The organism is Streptomyces sp. NPDC016640, from assembly GCF_043076215.1.
Classification (GTDB): Bacteria; Actinomycetota; Actinomycetes; order Streptomycetales; family Streptomycetaceae; genus Streptomyces.
This window is the reverse complement of the sequence record NZ_JBIBRG010000005.1, coordinates 409,464-432,652: the sequence shown is the minus strand read 5'-3', so window position 1 is coordinate 432,652 and position 23,189 is coordinate 409,464. Positions and strand designations below refer to the sequence as shown.

Here is a 23,189-nt window from a genome sequence, read left to right as displayed (position 1 = left end):
CTGCTCCGGTGTTTTCCGCCACCGCGGCTTGATTTCGCCCCCGGGGGACGGGTGTAGTGGCAGCGAAGGTAAAGCAAGGGTAAGGTACCGGCCCGCAGGGATTCCCGTACGTAATGGTTGCGCTCCGGAAGCGCAAGCCTAGGAGACGCATGGCTGAAAAAAGGCCAGAACGCGGGCGCACGGCCGCAACGCGCACAACCGGGGCACAGTGGCGCAAAACTGCGCAGCGGTCGGGCCGGAGTGAGGCCGACCGCAGAAGAAGGGTCCACGGGCAGAACTTCCTCATCGACCGGGAGACGGTGCGGCGATTTGCGCGTTTCGCCGATCCGGACCCGGGGGAGGTCGTTGTCGAGGTCGGTGCCGGTAATGGCGTGATCACCCGCGAGCTGGCGCGATTATGTCGACGAGTGGTGGCGTATGAAATCGACCGGCACTTCGCGGACCGGTTACGGGAGGCGACCGCCGGGGATCCGCGGATCGAAGTCGTCACCGGCGATTTCCTTAAGTCCCCGCAGCCCGAGGGACCGTTCTCCGTGGTCGGCAACATCCCGTTCGGCAACACCGCGGACGTCGTGGACTGGTGCCTGAACGCGCGGCGGCTGCGTACGACCACCCTGGTCACCCAGCTCGAGTACGCCCGCAAGCGCACCGGCGACTACCGGCGCTGGTCACGGCTCACCGTGGCCACCTGGCCCGAGGTGGAGTGGCGGATGGGCGAGCGGATCGGCCGCCACCGGTTCCGGCCCGTCCCCGCCGTCGACTCCGCGGTGCTGCGACTGGAGCGACGGCCGGTGCCGCTGATCCCGCCCGGTCTGATGCACGACTTCCGGGACCTGGTGGAGACCGGGTTCACGGGGAAGGGCGGTTCGCTGGACGCCTCGCTGCGCCGGCGCTTCCCGGCCCGGCGGGTGGCCGCCGCGTTCCGCACGGCCCGCCTGGAACAGGGCGTGGTCGTCGCCTACGTCACCCCGGGCCAGTGGCTCACGCTCTTCGAGGAACTCCGCGGGCGCTGACGCACAGGGGTGCGGGGCGCGCCCGAGGGCACGCCCCGCACCGGTCCGTCCGTGCTGCCGCCGGCTACGGAGTGGCGGACGCGGAAGGTTCGGACCTGGGCGTGGAGCCGGTGTCCGGAGCCCGCCGCGGCCGTCCCAGGGTTCGCATGACCGGCTTCTCCACGAAGAAGTGCAGCAACGCCGACAGCCCCAGCGCCAGCGCGAAGGCGAGCAGGGTCAGTCCGACGGCGGCCGGTGTGTCCCACTGCCGGAAATAGCCCTGGTCCCCGCCGGCGAAGCGGTGCCCGTACTGGATGATCAGGTAGTGGACGAGGTAGAAGGCGAAGGTGAGTTCCCCCAGCAGCACCATCGTCCTGGTCCCCAGCCAGGAGCGGACGCCGCGCACGTCACCGGCGGCCACCGAGGCGAGCAGCAGCGCGACCACCGGGATCGTCACCGCACCGGGGGAGTAGTGGTTCGGCACCGCGAACGTCACCGCGAACACCGCCGAGAACAGCGCGACGCAGGCCAGGGGGCGCGGCCCCTTCCACAGTCCCCGTATCACGATCTGGGCCATGAGTATCCCGAGCACGAACTCCAGCAGCCGGACCGGCGGGAACATGTAGACGAACCACCACCGCAGCTGCGGCATGTCCGGGTCCCACGGCAGCGGCGAACTGGCCGGCAGCAGCAGCGCTACCAGGGGGACGGCGACGACGGCCGCGGACACCGCGGCGGCCCAGTGCCACAGCCGGTCCGTACGGACCCTGGTGAAGAAGGCGAACAGGAACGGGAACATGGCGTAGAAGAACAGCTCGCAGGAGAGCGACCACGCCACCGGGTTCATGCTGCCGTACTCGTGGTGGTCGGGGAACCACGACTGGATCAGCAGCAGGTTCGTGAGCAGGCCGTCCCACACCGACCGGCCCATGTTGGGCTCGCCGAGGGACAGCACGATCAGCAGCGTCACCAGCAGCACGGGCAGGTGCAGCGAGTACGCGCGGACCGTGCGCCGGCGCCAGAAGTTCACCTTGGACTTGTCGGGAAGACCCGCCCAGGTGAGGACGAAACCGCTGAGCATGAAGAAGAACGTGACCGTCAGCGGTCCCAGCCGATTCAGCGGGAACTGCAGCGTGGAATTGATTTCGGTGTTCTTGAAGAAGGGCTGGGTCGATATGTGGGAGGTGAATACCAGCAGAGCGGAGATGAAACGCATCCCGCCGAGCGCGGGAAGGTGTTTCGGCAGGGGCATGGGTGACCTCGCGGCGGACGGACGGACGGACGGATGGAAGCAGATGTCTAGGCCGTCGCGCAGCCGCCTGGCAAGGCGTATCTGACAAAGAGTGGGAGCCGTCGCGCGGTGGTGGTGTGTTCTCACCACCGCCCGGCCGGCGACGGTGGTTTCGTCACCGGGCGACGAGGATGTGGTCATCCGGAAACACGGGTGACGGCTCTCCGTGGGTGTGTCGCGTGTGGTGCGCGGGAAAATTGTGTGACCTCAGCACCTGGATTCACGGAAAGAATTACCGGAAGCTGGCCAGCAGGTCTTTTCCAGTGGATCAAGAGGCTTGTGAGGGTCATGGTGAACAGTATCTCGTGTGGCTCAAAACCGTCGGCCTCCAGGCGGGACCCCGGCGCGGAAGACGACTTCGACACGCACATCTCCGAGACCTGCTCGGAGCTGTTCAGCTCGCTGCGCCGGGCCGACCAGCGGAAAAGGGGCGAACAGTACGTCCGCGGTCTGCTCACCGCTCACGGACGCAAGACCGCCCGCAATCTCGCCGCGTTCGTCGGTGAAGGCGCCGCGGACCAGAATCTCCACCACTTCGTGGCCGGATCGACCTGGAACTGGCACTCCGTGCGTGCCGCGCTGGCCCGCTACGCCGACCAGACGGTGCGCGGGGACGCGTGGGTGATCCGCCCCATGGTGGTCTACAAGGCAGGGGGACGGTCGGTCGGCGTGGGCCGGCGTTTCGTACCCGACCTGGGGCGGGTGGTCAGCTGTCAGCAGAGCTACGGGCTCTGGCTCGCCTCCGACACCATGGCGGCGCCGGTGAGCTGGCATCTGACGCTGGGCCGCGAGCCGGGGGACCGCCACGACCGGCAGTTGAGCGCGCACGGCGAGGAGGAGGAACTCGTCGGCCTGGTGGCGGAACTCGCCCACACCAACCGGGCGTTGGCGCGTCCGGTGGTGATGGACGCGCGGATCGCCGCGCTGCCCCGGCTGGTGCGGGCGCTGTCCGCGGCTGACCAAACGTTTCTGTTAAGGGTGAGCGGTGACCTTCCGCTCGCCCCCGCCGGTGTCCGGGGCCAGCCGGACCGGCGTCCGCAGATCTCGCCCGCCCAGCACCTCATGGAACAGCTCAAGCGGCTCAGCCGCCCCGTGGAGTGGCAGGGCTCCATCAGTTTCGTCGCCCCGTGCAACGTGGTGCTGACCGATCAGCTGCCGCAGCGCACGCTCCTCCTGCTGGGGGTGTGGCGAGCCAACCGCAGGCGACCCGCGGACCTGTGGCTCACCGACCTCACGTCCTGGAACCGCGGCGCACTGCTGCGGCTGGCCATGCTGACCTCCCGGGTGGACGCCGACTTCAACCGCGTCAGCGTGGGCGTCGGCATCCGCGACTTCGAGGGCCGCTCCTTCCAGGGCTGGCACCGCCACGTGACACTGGCCTCGATAGCGCACGCCCTGCGCCTCTCCCGCACCGACACCCCCCACACCCCCGCGAACGCCTCCCCGTCCCGCTGACCGAACGCCCCGCCCGGGCGGCTGGTGGGATACGCGTCCCCCCGGCCCGCCGGGCGGCCTCCCCCGGCCCGCAGCGGGCCGGGGGGTGAGGGCCGTCGGGGGGCCGGGGGGAGGCCGCCCGGCGCGCACCCCGTCAGGTGCCCCCTGGGGCGCCCTCCCTCAGGCCGCCCCCTGGCGGCCCGACAGGGCCGAGCGGACCTGGTGGAGGCGCAGGGCCAGTTGGATGTCCAGTACGCGGTCCGGGGTCTGCCAGTCCTCGCCGAGGAGCTGGGAGATGCGCTCCAGCCGCCGGGAAACGGTGTTCGGATGGACGTTGAGGATCTCCGCGGCGCGGGTGGGACTCCTGCCGGACTCCAGATAGACCCGCAGCGTGCCGACGAAATCGGTGTACCGGTCGGTGTCGTAGTCGACGACGTGTCCGATGACCTGCTCGATGTACCCGGGGACGTCGTTGTCCTCGGCCAGCAGCATGCCGAGGAAGCCGAGGTCCGAGGCGCAGGCGGTGCCGCCCTCGCCACCGAGGGCGAGCAGCGTCTCCATGCACTGCGCGGCCTCCCGGTACGCCTCGCCCACGGAGTCGACCGTGTCGGCGGGCCCGGCGGCCCCCACGGTGACCGGATGGTTCAGCCGCCCCGACAGCTCCCGCCGGGCGTCCTGCGCCGCCGCGTCCGGGTCGTCGCCCGGCACGAGCAGGACGACGGCGTCGTCCCGCACGCTGCGCAGTCCCCCCAGCCGGCGCGCGTACGCGGTGGCGCACGCCGCGAACCCCTCCGAGACCTGCCCCGGCCCGCGCGCGACGAGCACGACATGCGGGCGCCCGAACGTCAGGGAGAACATCAGGGCGCGTTCCCGGCGCAGTTCGGGGGAGGGCAAGGCGCCGACCAGCTCGTCGAAGAACTCCTGCCGGTACCGGTCCTTGGCCGGGTCGCCGCGCCGCATCCGCAGATGCAGGGCGACGGCCTGCGAGGTGACGACGAGCAGGGGGACGACGGCGTGTTCGGCCGCGCCACCCGCGTCGGCCATCAGGAACCCGGCCTCCCGCGCCTCGGGGTCCAGCGCGACCAGCCAGAAACCGTCGGCGACGCGGACCGGCCGCCCGGAGCTCAGCGCGCCGGCGCAGGCCGCATGCAGGTCGGCGCGGCCGACCCGGCGCAGCCGGCCGTGTTCGGCGAGCGGCTCGCCCCGCACACCGCAGATGCCCACCCCGCCGCCCAGCGCCTCACCGGCGGTGCGCAGCAGCGCGTCGAGCCCGCTGCCGTCGAGGAGGAGCGCGATGAGGTCCGACTGGAGCCGTGAGGAGTCGCGGGCGACCGCGAGCGCTGCGTCGGCGCTCGACGCGTTGGCGCGCAACTGCCGGATGTCTCCGCGCAGTTCCTCCACCAGCCGGATCCCCTCCATGGTGGCGGCGGCGAGATCGGCGAGCGCCCCCAGCAGGGTGATCTCGTTGGGGCTGAGGTGCCGGACCTGGCGGTCGGCGATGAACAGCACGCCCAGATGGTGGTCGCCCACGCGCAACGGCACCCCGAGGACCGCGCGCAGCCCTTCCGCCCGGATGACCTCGTCGATGACGTCGTCGTGCGGGATGCCCGGATCGGCCAGGTAGTCGGAGGTCCAGAAGGGCGCCTGACGGGCGCGCACCATGCCGCCCAGCCCGCTGCCGGCGGGCACCCTGAGCCCGACGAACAGCGGAGTGGCGTTGCCGTCCGCGCTCTCCACCACCATCCCCGGCCCGTCCTCGGCGTCCGCGAGGATGTAGGAGACGCCCGCCTTGAGCAGCAGCCGGGCCCGGCGGGGCACGGCGTCCAGCAGGTCCCGGTGGTGCCGCGCGGCGGCGAACTCGTGCGCCGCGTCGACCAGCGTCAGCAGCTCGGCCTCGCGGTCACGGCGGTACTCGATCAGCGAGTGCGCGGTGAGCGCGAGCCGGTTCAGCCGCTCCATGTGACGCAACCGATTTTCGTCGGCGCCCTGGCGTTCCGCGCGCGCGACGAGCTGGTCGTATTCCGCCCGTGGTGCGGACCGGGCCACTAACTCCAGAAATGCCAAGGAGTCTTCTACCTGGTTCTCAGCGTATTCCCCGTCCGCAGAACCCAGGTCACCCATGCACGTCCCTCGTTCCATGCTTTGCTTGGTCTTTAGCAGGATATAGGGCCTTATTCCGCTTGTCCAGAGGCCCCTGGGAATGAGGGAGGTGCCGGGTTGTGCGAAATCATTGTATAGGTGGTGCGCCGATGGCTACCGGTTTTTCGTCGCTGCCTCCGGGGTAGACGTGTCCGGAAATGAACGATAGGCCCGCAGACAATCCTCGTAGGCGGGCAGAAGTCCCCGGTCCGCCGCGGCGCCGAGCGTCGGGGCCGCGGCGTCCCGCGCGGACCGTACCGGGGGTTCCGGCAGCTCCCACGGCAGGCCGAGCGCGGGGTCGAGCGCGTCGATGTCGATGATGGTGCCGGGGACGTACTCGCGCGTGCACAGGTAGTTCATGCAGGTGTCGTCGGAGAGGGTGAGGTAGGCGAGGCCCAGCCCGTCGGCCAGGCACAGCGCGGTGCCGGAGCGCGCGTCCTGCCGTACCACGTCGTGGGCGCCGAAGGTCGGCGAACCCACCCGCAGGTCGACGACGACGGTCAGCGCGGCGCCCCGTACGCATGTGACGATCTTGCCCTGGCCGGGCGGCAGCGTGGTGCCGTGGATGCCGCGCAGGACGTTGCGCCTGGAGACCGTGAAATGGACCTGCCGGACCTCCAGGGGCTGCCCGGTGGCGGCCAGCAGCGACTCGTGCCGCAGCGCCTCGTAGAAAAGACCCCGGTGGTCCGGTATCGGCTCCGGATCGGCCCGGTAGGCGTCGAGCACCGCCGTCTCGGTGATGAGCATCATGCGCCCCCGCTGGTCGGAAGTGGTCACGAGATGAAAGCGCGGTGTGACGAAAGGCAATGCGAAGAAGGCGGCGCTGCGAAGAAAGCGGCCGGCGAATCCGCGCGAAGGAAAACCGCCGAGAGGGAAAACGGTCGAGAAGGAAAACGGTCGCGCGCTGAAAGGCCGGCGGTCGCGTCAGACGGCCGGGAGCAGCCCTTCGACCGCGTCGGCGGCCGCCGCCGCGCCGCCCGCCGCCCGGATCTCGTCCCGCATCCGCCGCAGCCGGTCCGGGATCCCGGGGTCGGCCAGCACCCCGCGGACGGTGTCCCGCAGACTCTCGGCGGTCAGGTCGGGGGCGAGCAGCTGGGCGCCGAGGCCGAATTCGGTGATCCGCCGCGCGGTGGCCCGCGGCTCGGGCATGACCGGCACCGCCACGACCGGGACCTCGTGGGCGAAGACCTCCATGGACGTGCTCATTCCGCCGTGGTTCACCACCAGGGCGGCGTGCGGCAGGACGTCGTTGTACGGGACGAAGTCGCGCACCTCCACGTTGTCGGGCAGCGAGCCCAGCTCCGGTGCGGTCAGGCCGCCGCCGAGCACCAGCAGGACGTGCCAGGGCTCGTCACGGAACGCCTCCACGCAGGTGCGGAAGAACTGCGGCCGCGCGTTGTACAGCGTGCCCAGGCTCACCATGATCAACGGCCGGCCGTCGCCCGGCGGACGCCAGGTGCCGTGCAGCGCGACACCCGGCGGGCACGGGCCGACGAAGTGGTGGTCGTCGTCGAAGGTCTCCCCCGCGTACTGGAAGGAGCGCGGCATGTAGAGCAGCGCCGGCCCACCGTGCAGGACCTCGGTGAAGGCGGCGAGGTCGTCCTTGGCGCCCTGGTCGTGCAGCAGCCGCTCGATGCGGGCGAGCAGGTCGCGCAGCGCGGGATCGTCGGGCGGTGCCGCCGTGTCGACGGCCGGGTGCAGCGACCAGTGCTCGTTGACGGCGTAGGTCGGGGTGCTGCGGATGACCGGGATGTCCCAGCGGTCCGCGAGCAGCCGTCCCGTCCAGAACGAGGAGGGATCGTTCACGATCACATCCGGCCGGTCCTCGGCGAAGACCTGCTCAAGGGCGGGCAGGGTCTGCCGTGTCATGTCCAGCAGCCACTCCAGTACGCGGGTGAACTCGCCCTGGTCCGTGTAGGCGTCGGAGTCCTGCTGCGGCACCATCTGGGCGAGGAACCGTTCCCGGTCCAGCGGATAGGTGACGGTCTCGGCGCCCACCAGGCGGGCCCGCTCCGCGAGGTCACCGGACAGCGCGTACGTCACCCGGTGCCCGCGGGCCACCAGTTCCTCGGCCACCCCCAGTGTCGGATTCACATGACCGGCGGCCGGCAGGATGAAAAATGCGATATGAGCCATGCGAGAAACCCCGGAAATGTCGGCGGCAGCTGGCCGGCGGAATCTAGGACGCGGGGACGGGAAAGCACAAGACCGAGATGACATAGTTCGGCGAATTGCGGCCGGGGCGGGCCTCGGCGGGCTCCATCTGACAGAGTCCCGTTAGGTCCGTGGTTCGCGTGCCCGGTGCGGGAGATAATCTCGAAATCCGCCGTGGATTTCTGAGAAACAGCGTCCGGGAACTGGAGGGTTTCGGTGTCCGACAACAATTCGGATGAGCCGCTCGCCGTGGTGGGGGCGGGTGTGATGGGCACGGCCGTCGCGGCGCTCGCCGTCGGTCACGGACATCCGGTGACATTGATCGACAGCTCACCGCGGGCGCGCGACGAGGCCCCCGACCGGGTCCGGCTCCAGCTGCGCACCGCGCGGATGATGAACGCGCTGCCCGAAGGCCGGCCCACGGGCCCGCTCACCGTGGCCGGCACGCAGGACGCCGCGGCGGGAGCGTCCGCGGTGATCGAGGCGGTCACGGAGGACCCGAAGGAGAAGGCGGCGGTGCTGGCCGGCCTGGCCGCCGCGACGGGCCCCGGCACGCTGCTGGTCAGCAACACCTCCGGCGTTCCCATCGAGGAGCTGGCCGGCGCCGTGCCGCACCCCGAGGACCTGGTGGGGGTGCACTTCATGAACCCGGCGTACCTCATCCCGACCGTCGAGGTGATCCTCGGGCCGCGCACCGGGGAGGCCGCGGCGGCGACCGTGCACACGCTCCTGGCCGGTCTCGGCCGCCGGGGCATCGTCGTCGGCGACGGGCCCGGGTTCGTCACCAGCCGGCTGCTGCACCGGATGATCAACGACGCGATCGAGCTGGTACGGGAGGGCCGCGCCACCCCCGAGACGGTGGACGCGCTCATGCGCGACTGCATCGGCCACCGCACCGGGCCGCTCGCCACCGCCGACCTGATCGGCCTGGACAACCTCGCCGACTCGCTGCGGGTGCTGCACGACAGGACGGGCGACGCGGCCTTCCGCCCGAGCGAACTGCTCCTGGCCAAGGTCCGGCAGGGCCACCTCGGCCGCAAGAGCGGCCGGGGATTCTACGATTACGAGGAGGCCATACGATGACCACGCCCTCCGGCCGGACGGACGCCGTGCACACCGCGGGCCCGGCACCGAGCGACGAGGACGTCGCCGCCGAGCTGCTCGATTTCCTCGCGGAGCGCACCCGCACCCGCTGGGAGACCGACCAGGACCTGTTCGCCGTCGGCGGCATGTCCTCCCTGTTCGCCATGCAACTCGTCGTCCACCTCGAACAGACCTATGAGATCGCCATCAGCGGCGCCGACCTGATGCTCGACAACTTCCGCACGGTCGAAGCGATGGTCCGCCTGGTGAGCAAACTGCGGGCCTCCGCGCCCGCCCCCGGATCCACCGGTGAGTGAGACGACGGCCCCTGCCGCCTCCGGCCCGGCCCGGGAAGCCGAGGAGCTGTTCACCGAGCTGGTCGGTGATCGTGCCGGTGGATGGGACCGGGCCGGGGAGATCCCGCGGGACGTGCTGCGTGCGCTCGGGGCCCGGGGGCTGCTGTGCGCGCAGGCGCCCGTTGCGCACGGCGGACTCGGCTACACCAGCAGGCGCAACGGGGCACTCACCGCCCATGTGGGGTCCCTGTGCAGCTCGTTGCGCAGCGTCATGACCTCCCAGGGCATGGCCGCCTGGACACTGCGCCGCCTCGGCGACGCCGGACAGCAGGCCGCCGTCGTCCCCCGGCTCACCGGCGGTGAACTGGCCGCCGTGGCCTTCACCGAGGCGGAGGCGGGCAGCGACCTGTCCGCCCTGGCCACCCGCCTCACCCGGTCCGGCGACGAGATCGTCGTCGACGGCGCCAAGGTGTGGACGACCAACGCGGCCTACGCCGACCTGCTCGTGGTGTTCGGCCGCACCGAGGACGGCGTCGGCGCCGTCGTCGTGCCCGCGTCCGCGCCCGGCGTACGGATCGAGCGGATCACCGACGCGCACGGCTGCCGGGCGGCGGGACACGCCGACATCCGCCTGGACGGAGTCCGGGTACCGGCCGACGCCCTGCTGCGGGGCGTCGACCGCAGCTCCGCCCTGCTCGTCACCACGGCGCTGACCTACGGGCGGATGTCCGTGGCCTGGGGATGCGTGGGCATCCTGCGGGGCTGTCTGACCGCCGCCGTACGGCACGCCGCCGGCCGCAAGCAGTTCGGCACCCGGCTGGCGGACCACCAGCTCGTCGCCCGGCACCTCGCCGAACTGCTGATCGCCGAGCAGAACGCGGCCAGGGCCTGCGAGCACGCCAGCGACCTGTGGGACCGCGGCAGCCCCGACCTGGTCACCGCGGCCGTCCTCGCCAAGCACGTCGCCGCCACCGGCGCCGCGGCGGGCTCGGCACGGGCCGTGCAGGTGCTGGCCTCCGCCGGCGCCCACGACGGACATGTGGTGGCACGGGCCCACCGCGACGCCAAGCTCATGGAGATCATCGAGGGAAGCAATGAGATCTGCGAACTCATCCTGGCCCAGCACGCGGTGGCGACCGTGCGATGACGTCTCAGGGAGGGGACACCATGCGCCGTGACGACACCACGACCACGAACACCACCGAGCCCACCGTCAAGTGTCTGGTCTGGGACCTCGACAACACCCTGTGGCAGGGCACGCTCCTGGAGGACGGCGAGGTCCGGCTGCTGCCGGGCCTGCGCGACACGCTCGCCGAACTCGACGCGCGCGGCATCCTCCACTCCGTGGCCAGCAAGAACGACCACGACCACGCCTGGGAACAACTCGAACGGCTCGGCATCGCGGAGTACTTCGTCCTCCCGCGGATCGGCTGGGGCCCCAAGTCGGCGTCCGTCCGCTCCATCGCCGAACGGCTCAACTTCGCCCTCACCACCATGGCGTTCATCGACGACCATCCGGTCGAGCGGGCCGAGGTCACCCACACCCTGCCCGAGGTCCGGGTCTACGACGCCGAGCAGGCCCTGCACCTCGCGGCCCGCCCGGAGTTCACCCCGGCCACCGTCACCGTCGACTCGCGGCGCCGCCGGTCGATGTACCAGGCGTCGTTCCAGCGCGACGCCGAGCGGGCCGAGTTCACCGGGCCGGACGCGGACTTCCTGCGGTCGCTGGACATCAGGATGCGGATCGGCCGCGCCACCCCGCAGCAGCTGTCCCGGGCCGAGGAACTCACCCTGCGCACCAGCCAGATGAACGCCACCGGCGTCCACTACTCCGAGGACGACCTACGGGCCCTGATCGACGACCCCGGGCACGAGGTGCTCGTCGTCACCCTCAGCGACCGCTTCGGCCCCTACGGCGCGGTCGGCGTCGTCCTGCTCCAGCGCCGCCCCGACAGCTGGCGGATCAAGCTGCTCGCCACCTCCTGCCGGGTGGTGTCACTCGGCGCCGGCGCGGCGATCCTGCGCTGGCTCACCGATCAGGCGCACCGCGGGGGAGTCCATCTGAACGCCGACTTCCGCCCCACCGAACGCAACCGGATGATGGAAGTGGCCTACCGCTTCGCCGGCTTCACCGACGAGACCTGCCCCTGCCAGGCCGCCCTGGAACGCACCGCCGGCATCAGCCCGCTGCACCTCGTGCCCTCCCCGCAGCCCGCCGCCGACACCCTCCGGCTGGAGGCTCCGGAACTGGCGCGCCCCTGAGCCGACGCCGCACGCCGCCACCACCGAGCGCCCCGAAAGGACCCCGATGATCGTCACCGCGTGCCGCATCTGCGCCAACAGGGAGCTGCTGCCCGTACTGGACCTGGGAGAACAGGCGCTCACCGGGGTGTTCCCGACGCGCCGCGACGAGGTCGTCCCCTCGATCCCGCTGGAACTCGTCAAGTGCTCGCCCGCCGGCTGCGGTCTGGTGCAGCTGCGGCACACCCCGGACCCCGGTCTGATGTACGGCGAGGGCTACGGATACCGGTCCGGCATCCGGCCCTTCATGATCAACCACCTGCGCGGCAAGGTCGCCGCCGTCCGTGAACTGGCCGACCCCGGACCCGGCGACCTGGTCGTCGACATCGGCAGCAACGACGCGACGCTGCTGCGCTGCTATCCCGCCGACGGCCCCCAGCTGGTCGGCATCGACCCCACCGGCGCGAAGTTCCGGGAGCTGTACCCGCCGAACGCCGAGCTGATCGCCGACTACTTCTCCCGCGAGACCTTCGTGAACCGGTTCGGGGCGCGGCGCGCCAAGGTCGTCACCTCCATCGCGATGTTCTACGACCTGCCGGACCCGATGGGCTTCATGCGGGACGTGCGCGACATCCTCACCGAGGACGGGATCTGGCTTCTGGAACAGAGCTATCTGCCCGCCATGCTGGAGGCCGACGCCTACGACGTCGTCTGCCACGAGCACCTGGAGTACTACGCGCTGCGGCAGATCGAGTGGATGGCGGAGCGGGTCGGCCTGACCGTGATCCGTGCCGAACTCACCGACGTGTACGGCGGCAGCCTCTGCGCGATCCTGGCCAGGAACGGCACCCGCCACCGCCGGGACGAGGCGGGCCTGGCCCGGATCCGCGCCCGGGAGAGCGAACTCGGGCTCGACACGATGGCGCCCTTCGAGGCGTTCGCCCGGCGCGCCCGCGGTCAGCGGGACGCCCTGCGCGAGTTCCTCGCCGCCTCCCGTGAGGCCGGCCTGCTCACGCTGGGATACGGCGCCTCCACCAAGGGCAACGTGATCCTGCAGTACTGCGGGATCACCGAGGCGGACCTGACCTGCATCGGCGAGGTCAGCGCCGAGAAGGCGGGCCGCTTCACACCGGGCACGGGCATCCCCATCGTCTCGGAGGAGGACGCGAAGGCCCGGAAACCCGACCAGCTGCTGGTCCTGCCGTGGATCTACCGCGACGGCTTCATCGAGCGCGAGCAGCAGTTCCTGGACAACGGCGGCAGACTGGTCTTCCCGCTGCCGCGGCTCGAGGTCGTGTAGCAGCGGGAGGGGGCCACGCCCCCTCCCGCACGGTTCCCGTCGGCCCGCCGCACCTGACCGCCCCGCCCCCTCGTTCGTGGGGCGGGGCGGCTGGTCGTTCGCGTGACCGCCCGGGCCGCCCGGGGCCACCCGGGCGGCCGGCTCTCAGGCGATCCAGGCCTCCGGGGCCTCCTTGCCGTTGCCCACGGCCGGGAAGATGGCGTCCAGGGCGGCCAGCTCGGCGTCGTCCAGGACGAGGTCGAGGGCGCGCAGGGCGGAGTCCAGATGCTGTGTGGTGCGCGGCCCGATCACCGCACCGCTGATGCCGGGCCGGGACAGCACCCACGACAGTCCGACCACGGCGGGATCCTCGCCGATCTTCTCGCAGAACCGCTCGTACGCCTCGATCGCGGGCCGCACCTCCGGCAGCAGACGCTGGGCCCGTCCCTGCGCCGACTTCACCGCCGTACCCGCCGCGAGCTTGCGCAGCACCCCGCTGAGCAGACCCCCGTGCAGCGGCGACCAGGCGAACACGCCGAGGCCGTAGGCGCGGGCGGCGGGCAGCAGTTCCAGCTCGGCGTGGCGCACGGCCAGGTTGTACAGGCACTGCTCGGCCACCAGCCCGAACGACTGCCGGCGCATCGCGCACTCCTGCGCGGCGGTGATGTTCCAGCCGGCGAAGTTCGACGAGCCCACGTACCGGACCTTCCCGGAGGCCACCAGCTGGTCCATCGCCTGCCAGATCTCGTCCCACGGCGCGGACTGGTCCACCCGGTGCATCTGGTACAGGTCGATGTAGTCCAGCTTCATCCGCCGCAGCGACTGCTCGCAGGAGGAGATGATGTGCCGGGCCGACAGACCGCCGTCGTTGACCCGCCGGCTCATCTCCTCGCCCACCTTCGTGGCGATCACGATGTCCTCGCGCGGTACGCCGCTGCGGGCCAGCCACCGCCCCAGCAGTTCCTCGGTGTGCCCCTTGTGGATGCGCCAGCCGTAGATGTCGGCGGTGTCCACGCAGTTGATGCCCCGGTCGAGGGCCTCGTCCATGAGGCGGATGGCCGCGGAGTCCGGGACCCGCCCGCTGAAGTTCACCGTGCCCAGCCACAGCCGGCTCACCAGCGTCGCGCTGCGCCCCAGCCGGGTGTACCGTCCCTGCCCGCGTTTCTCGCTCACTGCCGGCTCCCGTCCTTCGATCGCGCTGTTGTCGTCGTAGCCGTGGCCGTCGTGGCCGTCGTGGCCGTTGTCGTGGTGGCCGTGGTGGCCGTCATCGCCGTCACCAGATCGTCCAGCCCCTCGCGCAGCGGCACCCGGGGGCGCCAGCCCGTCACCGAGCGGAAGGCGGAGGGGTCGCAGCGCGGGCTGTGGAAGTCGCCCGTGTCGGCGTACTCCGGAGGGGCCACGGAGACGACCGGGACCGGCGCCCGTCCGGTGTGCTCGGCGACCAGCGCGGCCACGTCGGAGAAGACGTCGCCGAGCCGCGCCGTGGTGCCGGTGCCGACGTCCCACGGCCCGCCGCCGCGCGCCGCGTCCACCCGCGGCAGCGCGGCGACGAACGCCCGGGCCGCGTCCTGCACGTGGAGGAAGTCTCGCTCGACCGAGCCGTCGTGCCACATCGTGAGGGGCTCACCGTCGATCGCCCGCCGGGTCATCGCGGTGAGCACGCCCCGCCCGACGGAACCCGCCGGCGTGCTCCGGCCGAAGACGGTGGCGAGCCGCAGCACTGCGCCGCGGACCGTCCCCTCGGACGTGGCCCGCGCCAGCACCCGCTCGGCGGCGATCTTCTGGCGCGCGTACGGCCCCGGCCCGGTACCGCCCGTCGCCGCGGCCTGCACGGTGCTGGCGAAGACCAGCGCCGGCGGTGTTCCCGCGCCGCCGCCCAGTGCCCCGACGACGTCCCGCATCAGGGCGGCGGCCACGTCCTGCGACCCCTGCGCGGCCGACCTCCACGACTGCGCCCCGCCGATCTCGGCGGCGAGGTGGATCACCGCGTCCGCGCCGTCGACGGCTTCGCCGACCGCACCCGGCCGGGCCGGATCCACCCGGCACACCGTGATGTCGGCGGCACCGGCTGCCGCGTCCGCCCGGAGCGGTCCGGTGCCGCGCGTCACCGCCCGCACCCGTACCGGGAGACGGGCGAGTTCGCCGACCACGGCGGACCCGATGTAGCCGGACGCCCCGAGCACGGCGATGAGCGGTCCGCGCGGGTCGTTCGAGCGGTTGAGCGGTTCGAGGTCGGTCCTCACCGCGTACCTCCTCCGATGCGTTCCAGCAGGGCGACGGCGTCCGCGGGTGCCGGCATCAGCGCCATGTCGTCGGCGAGCCGGGCCGTCGCCTTCGCGTACGCGGGGTTTCCGAGCAGTTCGGCGCAGCCCGCCGACACGGCCGCGGGCGTGGCGTCCGACGGCGGGACGAGCACGGCGGCGCCCGCCGCGGACAGGGCCTCGGCGTTGTCGAACTGGTCGTCCAGGTGCGGCACGACCACCTGTGGCAGGCCTGCGGCGACCGCGGTCAGCGCCGTTCCCTGCCCGCCGTGCGTCACCACCGCGTCGCAGGTGGGCAGCACATCGGCCAGCGGCAGCCGCCCGGCGTGCCGTACGGCGGAGGGCAGCGGCGGCCAGCCGGCGACGACGTCGTCGTCCACCGCGATCAGCAACTCGGCCTTCAGTCGCGCCAGTTCGTCGATCAGGCCGGTGATGCGGCCGGGCGCTCCGGTCGCCCCGTAGCGGGGCAGGAGGGTGCCGAGCGTCACGCAGATCCGGGGTCTGCCGCGCCGTTCGAACAGCCAGTCCGGCAGCGCCGCGTCACCGTTGGCCGCGACATGCCGGACACCGTGGTGGCCGACGGCGTGGGCCGCGCGCAGACCCGCCGGCCACGGGTCGAGGACGAGGGCCGGCTCCGGTGGTCCGGGGATGCCGAGCCGGTCCAGTTCGGGGGCGAGTTCGGCGTCGGCGGCGTGGCGGTACTCGCGCAGCTCGGAGACCGACCAGTGGTACCGCACCCAGGGAATGCCGAGGGCGGCGGCGGTCAGCGGCCCGGCGGACTCGGCGCGTTCACTGACGATCAGATCGGGGCGCCACGCCCGGGCGATTCTCCCGATCCCCGCCAGGCTTCCGCCCGCCATGCGTGCCAGCACGCGGCCGTGCGCGTGGCGCTGTCCGCCCCTGTCGTGCGGCGGGCTCATGACGTCCGGCGGCGGTTCGCCGTCGACCAGGTCCGTGAACTCGGCGGCCGGACCGCACGAGACGGCGGGCAGGCCCGACCGCAGGGCCATGGGAACGGCGTTCCGCCGGGTCGTCAGGAGCACGTCGTGACCGGCGGCTCGCAGGGCCCAGGCCACGGGGACGAGGGGAAGCAGATGACCGGCCAGAGGCGCGGTGGTGAAGAGAACCCGCATGTGCGTCTCCAGTCTGGCGTCGGTGAACGGTGCGGGAACGCGTGCTGTCGGTGACGGGGTGGACCACGGGCGGAGTGTGCCAGGGTGGTGCGGTCCGGCGCAGGCGCAACCTGACGTATCAGCGACCACCTTCGCCGCCGGATGATCCCCGGCCCTCTCCGCGTGAATCAAAAGCCTTCTCTGACAAGGCAGTTGACGCGCTGTCGCCCGGATGCGCCCGGCTGTGCCCAGCCCGTTCCGGTGGACGCCCGGACCGCCGGGGCAGCGGTCCACGGCTGATCCGCGGTATGCCGGCGCGTCCGGCCGGGCGGAGAAAAAAACCAGCGGACTCCAGGGCGTACGAACGGTAGGTTTCCTGGTGTTCGAAGGGGGAGCCACGTGGCGAAGCTGAATCAGATCATCGCTGTCGAGAAGGGTGTCAAGAGCAAGTCGCTCCAGGACATCAACGCCGCGCACGCCAAGGTGCAGAAGCCCGCGCTGCTGTCCGGCATCTCGCGCACGTACCAGCCGAAGGACGAGGAGGGCGAGCAGCTGCCGCCCGAGTCCACGCGGGTGCAGGTGCAGGCCGAGGACGTGCTGCGGGAGATGTCGGTGTCCCTGACCCGGCTGTTCGACGTGACCGCCACGAAGGACTGGGCGAACTGCGCGGCCCGCGCGGACGTCACCGTCGACGGGCGGACCGTCGTCGCGGACGTGCCGGTCGGCTACCTGCTCTTCCTGGAGAAGCAGCTCGCCGAACTCCACACCTTCGTCAAGAAGCTGCCCACCCTGGACGCCGCCGAGTCCTGGTCCCACGACCCGTCCACGGACTGGTGGAAGACGGACCCGGTGCGCACCATCCGCACGAAGAAGGTCCCGCGCAACCACGTCAAGGCGGAGGCGACGGACAAGCACCCGGCGCAGGTCGAGGTGTACTACGAGGACGTGCCCATCGGGTACTGGACCACCGTGAAGTTCTCCGGCGCCCTTCCGGCGCGGCGGGTGAACGAGCTGGTGGACCGGGTCGAGAAGCTCCAGCAGGCGGTCAAGTTCGCCCGCGAGGAGGCCAACGGTGCCGAGGTCACCGACCGGCGGGTCGGCGACGCGGTGTTCGGCTACCTGTTCGGCTGACGCCGGCACGGGTAGCCCCCACGATCGCCCCCGCGTGCGAGCGCGGGGGTGCGCAACCACGCGGGCCGGAACTGAGGACCGGCCCGCGTACGGAGCGCAAGCTGACACTGAGGTTCAGCCTGAAGAGCGGCCCGCCGAAAGGGCCGTGTCAATCTCAGACTCTCGCTCCAGTCTCAGCATCGCCGCCGATCGCCGGACCGACCGGGGACGGACCCACGCCGTCGGATGCGAGTTCGACTCTCGCCTGCGCCTCTTGCACGGCGCGGTAGTTCAAAGGAAGAACACGACGGCTTGACGACTGATCCGTCCTCTTAAACGCCGCCGGCGTGCGCAATTGGGTGGCATCCCCAGGGGCCCGGGAGCTGGATACGACTCCCGGGCTCCGCCACGTCCGGCCCCGTCGTCGGCCGGTGTGAACCCGGGCCGGGGCCAGGACGCCTCGACCCGGTCGATCAGGTCCGCGCCGGCCTCGTCGACCGGCAGCGGCGCGCCGCGGTCGTCGATTTCGACGCAGGTGAGGGCGGAGTCCGGATGGTGCAGGGCGAGCACGGGCGTACGGCCCGGGCCCGCCGGGGCGGTGCCCCGTACCCAGCCCTCCGCGAAGAGGGGGAGGCGCCGGGCGTCGGCCCGCTCGTCGCCGTCGTTGATCGGGCTCGCACCCGGGGAGGGCGCCGGGGCGACGCGCGGGACCCAGCCCCGGGACCGACCGGTCCGAGGGGCGCGGCTCCCGTCCGGAGCGGCCGGGGGGACTCCCCGCCGTCGTCGCGGACGGCGACGGGAGGTGCCGGGAGGTGCCGGGAGGTGCCGGGTGCGGCGTCCGTGCAGGTTCAGGAAAGGGCCGGGGCGGCTGAGGCGGGGGTCTGTAGCGTGATGGTGCGGCGGGTTTGTGGTCGGTTTCTGCCGTTCCTATGACCACAGATGGGGGCAGGATGCATGAGCGCGAGTTCCGGGCTTTCGTGCTGATCGCGGAAACCGGACGCATGGATGTCGCGGCGAGAAGGCTGGGTTATTCCCAGCCCGCGATCACCTACCAGGTCCAGCGTCTCGAGCAGTCCCTCGGATTCAAATTGTTCACCCGGCATCCCAGTGGTGCCCGGTTGACGGGGGACGGGCGGATGATCCTGCCGTCGGTGCGTGCCGTGCTGCTGCTGATCGACAGCATGCGGGACGTGCACGGAGCGCGGTCCGGCGCGGGCCGGGACCTGGAGCGCAGCGCCTGACACCGCCTGACATCGCCGTTCAGGGAACGTAAAGCGAACCGCTTGGAGAGTGGACGATGAGCACCAATCCCTTCGAGGACAACGACGCCCGGTACCGCGTGCTGGTCAACGACGAGGGCCAGCACTCGCTGTGGCCGGCGTTCGCCGAGGTACCGGCGGGCTGGACGGAGGCGCACCCCGAGGACAGCCGGCAGGCCTGCCTCGACTACGTCAACGAGAACTGGACCGACATGCGCCCGCTCAGCCTGGTCCGCCAGATGGAAGGCGCCCAGTAGGCCGGTGGGGAGGGCGACGATCGTGCAGAGGGGTGGCGGCGCCGCCGTGCACCGGCCACGGCCGCGGCCGGACGCCGAGCGGGTACTGGTGTGCCTGAGCTACTGCGGCGGCGGCACCGCACCGTTCCGGCAGTGGGTGAACGCCCTGCCGGACGACGTGGAACTGGCGCTGATCTGCTATCCCGGGCGGGAGGCGCGGTTCGGCACGCCGTTCGCCCGTGACTGGACGGATCTGCGGGACGACGTGGTGCGTGCCGTGCGCGGCCTCACCGGGCGTCCCTACCTCCTGTTCGGTCACAGCATGGGGTCCTGGGTGGCCTTCGAGACCGCGGCGGAACTCGAGCGGCTGGGCGTCGCACCGCCCGAGGCGCTCGTGGTGTCGGGCGGTGTGGCGCCGCCCAAGCGCCGGGAGGTGCCCGGTGACGTCGTGCCGCGCTCGGACGACAGCGCGGACGCCCTGGTGCGGTGGATGCGTGACCTGGGGCAGGTCTCCCCGGCGATCGCGGCCGAACCGGAGCTGGTCAAGATCGCGGTGGATCTGCTCCGCGCGGACCTCGCCGTGTCGGAGTCCTACCGCTACGTGCCGGGCACACGGGTGTCGGTACCGCTGAGGGTGCTGTACGGGACGGAGGACACCGCGCCCTTCGCCGACGTCGAGCGGCACTGGCGGACCCTGACGGACGGTGCCTTCCAGGCCGTCGAACTGCCCGGCGGGCACTTCTACACGCCCGACGTGTGGTCCACGCTGCCGCAGTGGTGCGTGCTGCCGGTCCCCGGGGCCGCCCGGCCGGCCGCCCCCTGAACCGGGTGCGCGGCAGCGCCTCGTACGGCACCGCCGTGTGACTCCTCCTCCCGCGTCGCGGGGCGGGGAGTCACACGGCGGTTTCCGTTCGTCCGGCCGTTCGGCGCGGGCCGGGCCGTGGTGCCCCGGGCGCGCGAACGGGCGGCCGCCTCCGCGGCGGAGGCAGCCGGCCCCGGTGGAGGGGCAGGTGGGCAGAGGGTGCGGGGCGCGGGGCGCCGGCGGCGCGGGTCAGGCCGCGGTGCGCAGGGCTCGCCTGCGGTCGTGCAGGACCAGCAGCAGGATCATGCCCATCATCACGCCGAGGACCGCGCTGACGTCCCGTGCCAGGGCTCCCGCGATGGGGAGTTCGGGGGAGGGCTGCTGCATGTCCGTGAGGGTGAGCAGGTTGTAGACGCTGTAGGCGAAGAGCATGCCCGAGGACACCCACGCGGCGGCCATCGGCGGGAGGAACCCGCGGGTGCCCCGGCGGGCGGTCAGGACGAGGATGCCCCAGGCCCCGGCGAGCGCCCAGGCGGCCGTGCTCAGCGACAGCATGTGCCACCACAGGTCCCGGCGGTCCAGCTGGTCCGCCTCCAGGCCGAGGGTGCCGCCCGCCGCCCAGAAGATCTTGACGCCGGCCAGCAGGACGCAGCCGACCGCGACCAGCCTGGCCAGTGTCACCTGCAACTCGCGGGTGCCGCCCACCGGTTCGTCGAACGTCAGCGGGCCGCCCAGGGCCTCCGGCCAGCGTGCCCTGGCGTAGCCCGCGAGGGCGACGGGCAGACCGACACCGACGCCGACCAGCGAGATCATCACGAGGATCTGTTCGTAGATCCAGAAGTCCGGGGAGCCGGCGTCCTGGTCGCGGGTCATGGCGGCCGGTCCGAGCACCGGTGCCAGCAGCAGCATGGGCACCAGCAGACCGGTGCCCACCCACACGGGCAGCGCCACCAGCCACGCGGGCAGGCGTTCGCCCCAGGGCCGGGAGAACGCCATCGCCAGCACGATGCCGACCGCGGCGAGGAACGCGGTCGCCGCGTTGATCGCGCGCCAGTCGGCGCCGCCCATTTCCTCGGTCGGAATGAAGAAACCGAAAGTCCAGACGATTTTGATGAGCAGGTACGGTGTTACCGCTATCGCTGCCCCCAGGCCGCCGATTCGGCGGAACCTGGACAATCGGTCGGTCGGCTGTTCTGCCCTTACTGTCATATCGGCACGCTATCCGGGGGTCGGTGGACGGGTCAAAGCGTCCCGGTGCATCTGCGGATATCCGCCCCTCAGATGAATTCTGGACCAACGGCACCGGCGCCGTTGACTCCTATTGCGGTGAGATGCCCGAGTTCGGAGAGGGACACCAGCAGGGCGGGTTCGCCCGCGCGGACCAGCCCGATCAGGTCCAGCAGGCCCGAGGCCGCGCAGTGCCGTGCCCGCCGGGTCCCGTCGCCGGCCGGGTCCCGTACCGGGATCCCGTCGCCGGCCAGGACCTTCGCCACGGCGTCGCGGACCGCTGCCGCGAGCGGCGCGGCGGCGGCCGGCGCGCCGACGGCCAGGCGCACGCCGTCCGCGCCGGGGGTCATGGCGGCGTCGTGGGCCAGGGCGGCGACGCGGGCGGCGGTCGCGGCGAGGGCCGCGGGATCCCGGTCACCGGCGGGCCCCGGAGGGAGGAACCGGGAGAGCCCGCCGGTGACCCTGGCGAGGGGGCGGGCGGCGCCTGCCGGGCCGGGAGCGTGCCCCCCCACCGTCAGGACGACGGCCGCGGCGGCGTCGTACTCGCCGCGGGCGCCGTGGTCCTCCGGGGCCTGGTCGGCCGCGGCGGCCACCACCGTGTCCGCGCGGCCGCCCCGCAGCGCGGTCACCGCGAACTGCACGGCCTCCAGACCCGCGGTCACCGGGTTGGTGAGCGTGACCGAGAAGGCGCGGGCGCCGGTGCTGATGGCCAGCTGGCTGCCGGGCGTGTTCATGGAGAAGCCCGGGACCTCGGCGGGACTGATCCCGTGGACGCCCTCGGTGCTCAGGACGGAGTTCATCCGGCGGTGGACGCGGGTGATCGCGTACTGGGTGCCGGTGACGACACCGAACCGCTCGGCGGCGGCGCCGGTGAGCGGCGGGTCGTCGTGGCGCCTGCCGAGCGCCTCGTTGCCGGCCGCCAGCAGGTAGCGGGTGGCCGGGGTGAGGTACTTCCAGCCCCGGCGGCCGAGGTGGGCGGCCGGGTCGAACCACGGTTCGCCGCCGCCCGGACGCGGTTCCTCGGCGACGGCGCCGACACCGGTGATCAGCACGCTCACGCGGCGGCCCGCCAGGTCAGTACGGCGTTGTTGCCGCCGAAACCGGTGCCGCTCACCAGGACCGTGGGGCGGGGGAGCGGGGCCGGTCCGTCCAGGGGGACCGTCAGCGGGCAGTCCGGGTCCGGGGTGGTGACGTGGGCGTTGGGCGGGACCAGGCGGTGGCGCAGGACGAGCGCCGCGATCACGCAGCCGAACACCCCCGCCGCGCCCGCCGTGTGCCCCATGACGGCCTTCGGCGCGTAGCCGAGCACCTCGCCGCCCGTCCCGCCGGCCGCGGTCACCGCCTCGCTGATCGCGGTGGCCTCCACGGCGTCGTTCAGCGCCACACCGGCGCGGTGCAGCACGGCGGCGCCCGGAGCGCCGTCGATCCCGGCGAGCGCCCGGGCGGCGGAGCGGCGCAGCTGTTCGCCGGAGGGTTCCGGCGCCATCGGATGGTGGGCGTCGCAGCTCCAGCCGTGTCCGGCGAGCTCGGCCAGTGGCGTCCTGCCGCGCCGCCGGGCGGACTCGGCGGACTCCAGCACCAGGGCGGCGGCACCCTCGCCGGTGACCATGCCCGCGCGGCCGGCGTCGAAGGGGCGGCAGCACTCGCCGTCCAGCAGCCCGAACCGTTGCAGCGTGCCGACCGCGACGCGGGAGAAGGCGTCCCCGCCGCACGCGACGACGATGTCCGCCTGGCCCGTCCCGATCAGCTCCGCGCCCCAGCCGACCGCGTAGGCGCCCGCGGAGCAGGCGGTGGAGAGGGTCTGGCCGGGGCCGCCGGTGCCGAACCGGGCGGCGAGCGCGGCGGCGACGCGGTGGGTGGCGGGCGCGGCGGCCGGCTCCGTGCCCGCGGCGCGTTCCGCCAGGTCGATGTCGCCCAGCGAGGTGCCCACGGTCAGCCCGGCGTCGAGCAGGTCCGCGGGGGTGAGCCCGGCCTCCGTGACGGCCTCGGCGACGGCGGCCGTCAGCAGCGCGCCGGTCCGCCCGGTGCCGTCCTCGGGCACCACGCCCTCCGGCACCGCGTACAGGTGCGGGCGGGCCGGCAGGCCGCAGACGTCCGGCGCGGGATCCGGCCGCCGGCTCGCGCCCAGCAGCCCCTCCCACAGGGCGGCGGTGCCGCTGCCGAAGCAGCTCACCGCGCCCAGTCCCGTGACCACCACCGTCACCTGAGTACCCGCCTCGCTGTCCGTTCTTTCCCCGATGGCACGGCACAATGGCCGATGGCATTCAGCATGC

20 protein-coding genes and 1 pseudogene are annotated in these 23,189 nt (G+C 72.3%); 11 read left to right on the top strand and 10 right to left on the bottom strand.

Annotation, left to right across the window (positions count from 1 at the left end; translation table 11 throughout):
• Positions 1 to 251 precede the first annotated feature (251 nt).
• Positions 252 to 1,013: pseudogene (erm, locus tag ACF07S_RS13945) on the top strand (ErmE/ErmH/ErmO/ErmR family 23S rRNA (adenine(2058)-N(6))-methyltransferase); the annotation flags it as partial.
• Positions 1,014 to 1,077: 64 nt separating this feature from the next.
• On the opposite strand, the gene ACF07S_RS13940 reads toward erm, so the two are convergent.
• Positions 1,078 to 2,244 (bottom strand): acyltransferase family protein, encoded by a 1,167-nt coding sequence (locus ACF07S_RS13940; RefSeq protein ID WP_391967064.1) that lies wholly within the window; start codon positions 2,242 to 2,244, stop codon positions 1,078 to 1,080.
• Between the two features lie 327 nt (positions 2,245 to 2,571).
• On the opposite strand from ACF07S_RS13940, the gene ACF07S_RS13935 reads away from it, so the two are divergent.
• Positions 2,572 to 3,738 carry an IS701 family transposase gene (locus tag ACF07S_RS13935; RefSeq protein ID WP_391974239.1) on the top strand — a complete coding sequence of 389 codons (1,167 nt, stop codon included), beginning with the start codon at positions 2,572 to 2,574 and terminating at the stop codon, positions 3,736 to 3,738.
• Between the two features lie 159 nt (positions 3,739 to 3,897).
• Here the strand turns inward: ACF07S_RS13935 and ACF07S_RS13930 are convergent, their stop codons facing one another.
• The 3 genes from ACF07S_RS13930 to ACF07S_RS13920 form a co-directional block, all read right to left on the bottom strand.
• Positions 3,898 to 5,781 carry a helix-turn-helix domain-containing protein gene (locus ACF07S_RS13930; RefSeq protein ID WP_391967066.1) on the bottom strand — a complete coding sequence of 628 codons (1,884 nt, stop codon included), beginning with the start codon at positions 5,779 to 5,781 and terminating at the stop codon, positions 3,898 to 3,900.
• 189 nt (positions 5,782 to 5,970) lie between these two features.
• Positions 5,971 to 6,633 (bottom strand): dTDP-4-dehydrorhamnose 3,5-epimerase family protein, encoded by a 663-nt coding sequence (locus ACF07S_RS13925; RefSeq protein ID WP_391974238.1) that lies wholly within the window; start codon positions 6,631 to 6,633, stop codon positions 5,971 to 5,973.
• Between the two features lie 147 nt (positions 6,634 to 6,780).
• Complete coding sequence (locus ACF07S_RS13920; protein ID WP_391967068.1) at positions 6,781 to 7,992, bottom strand: macrolide family glycosyltransferase; 1,212 nt, start codon at positions 7,990 to 7,992, stop codon at positions 6,781 to 6,783.
• Positions 7,993 to 8,226: 234 nt separating this feature from the next.
• On the opposite strand from ACF07S_RS13920, the gene ACF07S_RS13915 reads away from it, so the two are divergent.
• Genes ACF07S_RS13915 through ACF07S_RS13895 form a run of 5 tightly spaced genes read left to right on the top strand, consistent with a single transcriptional unit; the run spans position 8,227 to position 12,930 of the window.
• Entirely contained in the window at positions 8,227 to 9,093 is an 867-nt protein-coding gene (locus tag ACF07S_RS13915; protein ID WP_391967069.1) for a 3-hydroxyacyl-CoA dehydrogenase family protein, read from the top strand.
• Positions 9,090 to 9,410 carry an acyl carrier protein gene (locus ACF07S_RS13910; protein WP_391974237.1) on the top strand — a complete coding sequence of 107 codons (321 nt, stop codon included), beginning with the start codon at positions 9,090 to 9,092 and terminating at the stop codon, positions 9,408 to 9,410. Before ACF07S_RS13915 ends, ACF07S_RS13910 begins: the two co-directional genes overlap by 4 nt.
• Before the next feature lie 46 nt (positions 9,411 to 9,456).
• Complete coding sequence (locus ACF07S_RS13905; protein WP_391967093.1) at positions 9,457 to 10,536, top strand: acyl-CoA dehydrogenase family protein; 1,080 nt, start codon at positions 9,457 to 9,459, stop codon at positions 10,534 to 10,536.
• 20 nt (positions 10,537 to 10,556) lie between these two features.
• The gene (locus tag ACF07S_RS13900) at positions 10,557 to 11,651 is read left to right on the top strand and encodes an HAD-IIIC family phosphatase (RefSeq protein WP_391967071.1); all 1,095 of its coding nucleotides are present in this window, start codon (positions 10,557 to 10,559) and stop codon (positions 11,649 to 11,651) included.
• A gap of 46 nt (positions 11,652 to 11,697) precedes the next feature.
• Entirely contained in the window at positions 11,698 to 12,930 is a 1,233-nt protein-coding gene (locus ACF07S_RS13895; protein WP_391967072.1) for a class I SAM-dependent methyltransferase, read from the top strand.
• A gap of 144 nt (positions 12,931 to 13,074) precedes the next feature.
• On the opposite strand, the gene ACF07S_RS13890 is transcribed toward ACF07S_RS13895, so the two are convergent.
• The 3 genes from ACF07S_RS13890 to ACF07S_RS13880 are packed head-to-tail and all read right to left on the bottom strand — an operon-like array spanning position 13,075 to position 16,303.
• Positions 13,075 to 14,082: an aldo/keto reductase gene (locus ACF07S_RS13890; RefSeq protein WP_391967073.1), complete on the bottom strand. Its 1,008-nt coding sequence runs from the start codon at positions 14,080 to 14,082 to the stop codon at positions 13,075 to 13,077.
• Positions 14,079 to 15,152: an NAD-dependent epimerase/dehydratase family protein gene (locus ACF07S_RS13885; RefSeq protein ID WP_391974236.1), complete on the bottom strand. Its 1,074-nt coding sequence runs from the start codon at positions 15,150 to 15,152 to the stop codon at positions 14,079 to 14,081. The genes ACF07S_RS13890 and ACF07S_RS13885 overlap by 4 nt, the downstream gene beginning before the upstream one ends.
• Entirely contained in the window at positions 15,149 to 16,303 is a 1,155-nt protein-coding gene (locus ACF07S_RS13880; RefSeq protein ID WP_391974235.1) for a nucleotide disphospho-sugar-binding domain-containing protein, read from the bottom strand. Before ACF07S_RS13880 ends, ACF07S_RS13885 begins: the two co-directional genes overlap by 4 nt.
• 378 nt (positions 16,304 to 16,681) lie before the next feature.
• Here ACF07S_RS13880 and ACF07S_RS13875 point away from each other — a divergent pair, with 378 nt between their 5' ends.
• The 4 genes from ACF07S_RS13875 (at position 16,682) to ACF07S_RS13860 (ending at position 19,710) form a co-directional block, all read left to right on the top strand.
• The gene (locus tag ACF07S_RS13875; protein ID WP_391967076.1) at positions 16,682 to 17,413 is read left to right on the top strand and encodes a hypothetical protein; all 732 of its coding nucleotides are present in this window, start codon (positions 16,682 to 16,684) and stop codon (positions 17,411 to 17,413) included.
• A 929-nt stretch (positions 17,414 to 18,342) separates the two neighbouring features.
• On the top strand, positions 18,343 to 18,633 hold the full coding sequence (locus ACF07S_RS13870) for a LysR family transcriptional regulator (protein ID WP_391967077.1): 291 nt from the start codon (positions 18,343 to 18,345) through the stop codon (positions 18,631 to 18,633).
• A 56-nt stretch (positions 18,634 to 18,689) separates the two neighbouring features.
• Complete coding sequence (locus ACF07S_RS13865) at positions 18,690 to 18,908, top strand: MbtH family protein (protein WP_391967078.1); 219 nt, start codon at positions 18,690 to 18,692, stop codon at positions 18,906 to 18,908.
• A gap of 22 nt (positions 18,909 to 18,930) precedes the next feature.
• Positions 18,931 to 19,710: a thioesterase II family protein gene (locus ACF07S_RS13860; RefSeq protein WP_391967079.1), complete on the top strand. Its 780-nt coding sequence runs from the start codon at positions 18,931 to 18,933 to the stop codon at positions 19,708 to 19,710.
• Between the two features lie 228 nt (positions 19,711 to 19,938).
• Here the strand turns inward: ACF07S_RS13860 and ACF07S_RS13855 are convergent, their stop codons facing one another.
• From ACF07S_RS13855 to ACF07S_RS13845, 3 genes are all read right to left on the bottom strand, one after another.
• On the bottom strand, positions 19,939 to 20,757 hold the full coding sequence (locus ACF07S_RS13855; protein ID WP_391967080.1) for a hypothetical protein: 819 nt from the start codon (positions 20,755 to 20,757) through the stop codon (positions 19,939 to 19,941).
• A gap of 209 nt (positions 20,758 to 20,966) precedes the next feature.
• Entirely contained in the window at positions 20,967 to 21,974 is a 1,008-nt protein-coding gene (locus ACF07S_RS13850; RefSeq protein ID WP_391974234.1) for a beta-ketoacyl synthase N-terminal-like domain-containing protein, read from the bottom strand.
• Positions 21,971 to 23,113, bottom strand: coding sequence for a beta-ketoacyl-[acyl-carrier-protein] synthase family protein (locus tag ACF07S_RS13845; RefSeq protein ID WP_391967082.1), 1,143 nt, complete (start codon positions 23,111 to 23,113; stop codon positions 21,971 to 21,973). The genes ACF07S_RS13850 and ACF07S_RS13845 overlap by 4 nt, the downstream gene beginning before the upstream one ends.
• Between the last annotated feature and the right edge of the window lie 76 nt (positions 23,114 to 23,189).

Coding starts and splice junctions, on each gene's coding strand:
- ACF07S_RS13940 (WP_391967064.1), bottom strand. CDS start 2,244: ATGCCCCTGCCGAAACACCTTCCCGCGCTCGGCGGGATGCGTTTCATC.
- ACF07S_RS13935 (WP_391974239.1), top strand. CDS start 2,572: ATGGTGAACAGTATCTCGTGTGGCTCAAAACCGTCGGCCTCCAGGCGG.
- ACF07S_RS13920 (WP_391967068.1), bottom strand. CDS start 7,992: ATGGCTCATATCGCATTTTTCATCCTGCCGGCCGCCGGTCATGTGAAT.
- ACF07S_RS13910 (WP_391974237.1), top strand. CDS start 9,090: ATGACCACGCCCTCCGGCCGGACGGACGCCGTGCACACCGCGGGCCCG.
- ACF07S_RS13900 (WP_391967071.1), top strand. CDS start 10,557: ATGCGCCGTGACGACACCACGACCACGAACACCACCGAGCCCACCGTC.
- ACF07S_RS13895 (WP_391967072.1), top strand. CDS start 11,698: ATGATCGTCACCGCGTGCCGCATCTGCGCCAACAGGGAGCTGCTGCCC.
- ACF07S_RS13880 (WP_391974235.1), bottom strand. CDS start 16,303: ATGCGGGTTCTCTTCACCACCGCGCCTCTGGCCGGTCATCTGCTTCCC.
- ACF07S_RS13870 (WP_391967077.1), top strand. CDS start 18,343: ATGCATGAGCGCGAGTTCCGGGCTTTCGTGCTGATCGCGGAAACCGGA.
- ACF07S_RS13865 (WP_391967078.1), top strand. CDS start 18,690: ATGAGCACCAATCCCTTCGAGGACAACGACGCCCGGTACCGCGTGCTG.
- ACF07S_RS13855 (WP_391967080.1), bottom strand. CDS start 20,757: ATGGGCGGCGCCGACTGGCGCGCGATCAACGCGGCGACCGCGTTCCTC.